The organism is Paenibacillus whitsoniae, from assembly GCF_003955665.1.
GTDB lineage: Bacteria > Bacillota > Bacilli > Paenibacillales > NBRC-103111 > Paenibacillus_E > Paenibacillus_E whitsoniae.
Map to the genome: position 1 here is coordinate 1 of NZ_RXHU01000155.1, position 3,692 is coordinate 3,692.

The 3,692-nt window shown below is 44.6% G+C and carries 3 protein-coding genes; 1 reads left to right on the plus strand and 2 read right to left on the minus strand.

The window, feature by feature from the left end:
• Positions 1-232: 232 nt before the first annotated feature.
• On the minus strand, positions 233-490 hold the full coding sequence (locus EJQ19_RS31355) for a DUF5131 family protein (RefSeq protein ID WP_126145134.1): 258 nt from the start codon (positions 488-490) through the stop codon (positions 233-235).
• 300 nt (positions 491-790) lie between these two features.
• On the opposite strand from EJQ19_RS31355, the gene EJQ19_RS31360 reads away from it, so the two are divergent.
• The gene (locus EJQ19_RS31360) at positions 791-3,058 is read left to right on the plus strand and encodes a helix-turn-helix domain-containing protein (RefSeq protein WP_126145135.1); all 2,268 of its coding nucleotides are present in this window, start codon (positions 791-793) and stop codon (positions 3,056-3,058) included.
• Positions 3,059-3,118: 60 nt separating this feature from the next.
• Here EJQ19_RS31360 and EJQ19_RS31365 read toward each other — a convergent pair.
• A partial coding sequence (locus EJQ19_RS31365) for a glycoside hydrolase family 88 protein (protein ID WP_206438516.1) occupies positions 3,119-3,692 on the minus strand: 574 nt, incomplete at its 5' end.

The window sequence follows — 3,692 nt, forward strand, 5'->3', positions numbered from 1 at the left end:
GTGTGAGGTTTCATAATAAATTATAAAACGGAGCCCACAAAGCCGCGGCGCTCCGTTTATTTTGTTTCATATAAAGTAGTCGGTATGGTTTTTATACACGCCTGTATATTCAGTATTTCATATTAATTTGAATAGAAAATTTGCGTTTATACAGCTTATGCATAAATATTCATAAATAAAGTCCAACAATTTCCAAGGACAATATTAGTCAGTAAAATAAGTACTTTACTAATCATTTAAAACTACAGCTTTCGCCAAAAATATTTGCAACACGCTCCGGTCTTTTAGTTAATATCTGATATGTATGCAACGGGGTCTGATTCATTACTTCAAACACCTTGATAATAAATTCATCAGATATTTTTTCGTGGAATAAATCAGACATCGAATTCACAAATACTTTTTTCGGCTTTTTCCATGTAAAAGGAACGGTTAACGCATCAGGATGTTCTGTAGGCTCAAAGCCATTTTCATAACGCGGATTTCCCATAATGTAGGGTCTCGTCCTAACGATCTTCCCATTGGAATTTCAAATGAGATCACCTCCTCGTAGGTTCACCTCGGATCAGTCTAACCTGATTGTAAAATGTTATTAAATTTCCAATAATGAGATAATATTGCATGAATAGATCTGAAGAAGAGGTGTCGTATGGCTACATTGTAATATTCAGGTAAGAAAGTACAGTGCGTCACCAATCGTCATTTTGAAAAGCGTTTAAGGACAATCCTCATTTTTTGCTATATAATTAAACAATTAACAAGTTATCTGAAAGACCTTTTGGGAGGCATTATGAAACTTCGTTCCCGCTCATATTTACTAAAATTAATGCTGTTTTCCATCATTATCGGTACGATCCCCGTATTGCTCCTTGGGGCTTTCGCCTATTACAATTCATCCCAAACCGTGCAGGATAAAGTAAACGAGGGGAATAAACAACTGCTCCTGCAAATGCAAATGCGCGTCGAACAGACGCTCAGAATGATCGATAACTCGGCGACACAGTTGCTGCAATCACCTACGGTCACAGGGGCATTCAAACGAGACATTTCCAAAAATGATTTTGAAATGGTGCATGAGCTGTATAAAGGAATTGCACAAATTCAGACTTATGAGCTTGGCATCAAGGACGTGTATCTCTATAGCTTGAATAATAAATGGATCGTCTCTAGCACCGGTGTCAATGAATACAGCTCGCCGGCATTTCGTCCGCAACTTGAAGCGTTTTCCCAATTGGCACTGGGCTCCTTCTGGACAAGAGAAACCGCGACTCAGCCTAATGCGCTCCAAAATGTGTACTTTGTTAAAAAATACCCCTTTAACTCCGTTACACCGGAAGGCATCATCTGTGTCGTACTTTCTTCCGATGTCATGAAACAGTTTATTTCCGATCAAAGCAGCAAACTCGGCAGCACCTTTATCTTGGATCACAATCTGGATGTGATTGACCATCTGGATCGCAGTCAACTAGGCAAAAGCATGGCAGGCCAATCGCATTTGCAGCCTTTAGTCGAGACCAACCAAGCCTTCGGTCAGTATGCGTCGAAGCTGGACGGAGAGAAGGTAACCATTACGTACCGGAAATCCGCTTATAACGGATGGAGCTACATCTCTGTCGCATCCAACAAGCAAATGAATGCCCAGAATACGATTATTGGTTGGATGACGCTGCTCGTCAGCCTTGGCATTATGATTGTGACCTTTATTGTGGCTTGGTTCGGATCAAAGAAAATGTACAGCCCGATCCAATCTATCTATACCGCGCTCAATGATGTTCCCACCGAAGCAAGCGAAGGCAAGCCTACTGGTGAGCTCAATGTGATCGGAGAACGCGTGGATTTTCTCATTCGGAATCAATCACTGATCATGAACGAATTGAAGGGCCAGCAAAGTCAGCTGAAAGAATTTTTCATGCATAAATTATTTGGCGGCGGTATGCGACCATCCGATTTCGAGGAAAAACTAGGCTTGTACGGGTTGGAAAGCCTGTGGCCTTCCATGTGCGTGCTCGCCATTCAAATTGATACGCTGTCAGATACCCGCTTCAATGAGACGGATCGCGAATTGCTGATGTTTGCCATCAATAATATCGTGGGAGATCTTGTGCTCCATGAGCAGCGACTAGTTCCGATTGTCTTCTCCGATTATCAAGTCACCTTGATCGGTGCTTCAAGCGAAGGGGCAGCCTTTAAAGAATATATTTTCAATCTTTCCGATGAGATTCAGCACGCCATTGCCCAGTACCTTGAAGTGAACGTAAGTATCGGGATCAGCCGTACCTTCACGACGTTCATCGATGCGCCTCAGGCCTTGCATGAAGCAATAACTTCGCTGAAGTATCGAGTTGGACTCGGTGAGGCTTCAATTCTGTTTATTGAGGATCTGCAGCCTCAGCAAGGTAATCTCAGTGTATTTCCGCAGGAAAAAGAGCAAGCACTGTTGGATGCGATCCGCGGCGGAAATTACGTACAATCAGAGACAGCCTTGAAGCAATTGATCGGTGCATTGTTCGAACCGCCGAATCAACATCAAGACTATCATCTCTCCTTGCTCCGGCTGTTGGTGGATCTGCTTCGATTCGGACAAGAATTATCTGTGACTTTGGAGCAATCTGCGAATGATGAGACTACGTTAATCCAATCGCTGTTCAAGCTGCGCAACGTCCAAGAAATGGAACAATGGTTCATGAGCACGTTCGTTCTGCCTTACACCCAAGCGCTCAGCAACCGCCGCGACTCCCAATTCAAACAGATTTCGGATGCAATTATCGATATGATCAAGCGAGAATTCGATTCCAATCTAACGTTGGAGAACTGCTCTGCGCGAATCAATTATCACCCGCATTATGTAAGCCGCGTGTTCCGGCAAGAGACCGGCATTAACTTCGGCGAATTTCTAACGCAGTATCGCGTAGACATGGCCAAAAAATGGCTAAAGGAATCTGACATGAAAATTGCTGAAATCGCGGACAAATTACAATACAACAACGCCGCTAACTTTATTCGCTCTTTCCGCAAATTCGCAGGCATGACGCCTGGACAATATCGAGATGAAGGATAAAAAAAAGCGTGGGTTCATGGTAGCTGACAGCTCCATCACCCGCGCTTTTCATTTTTGAAATTAACAGCCGTTTCCGAACAAGCCCTTCTGAGCGTTCAGTACGGCAGCTAGGAACGCTAGTGCAAGTCCTTGTCCCCAGCCTTGAATTCGTTTGTCGGGAACATTCCGATACCCTTCTGCATCATCCATAACAGCAGTACCTGCCGATACACCCAACACTGTTCCGTCTTCCGTAATGCGTGCCAAGATGCCTTCAATCGATGTCTGCAGATACTTGTTATACAATCGGCCACGTGATAATAAAGCCGTAGCGATACCCGCAGAGCCAGAAGTTTCGAGCGGCGATGCGGCATCATCAACGATCGTGTGCCACAGCCCTGATGGGTCTTGGAGCCTGACGAGGGAGCTCAGTTGATCCCGAAGCGATCCATCGATAATCATAAAAGACGGATGCGTTACGGGAACAAGTTCAAGCGCTCTGGCCATCGTCAGCGCTGCCCAGGCATTGCCGCGCGCCCAGTGGATAGCGGACATGTTAGACTGCGCGATATGGTCCCAGCCGTGGTAATAAAGATTTGTTTTGGCATCCTGCAGGTAACGTTCGTGGCCATGATACTGCTTCTGTCTCTTATAC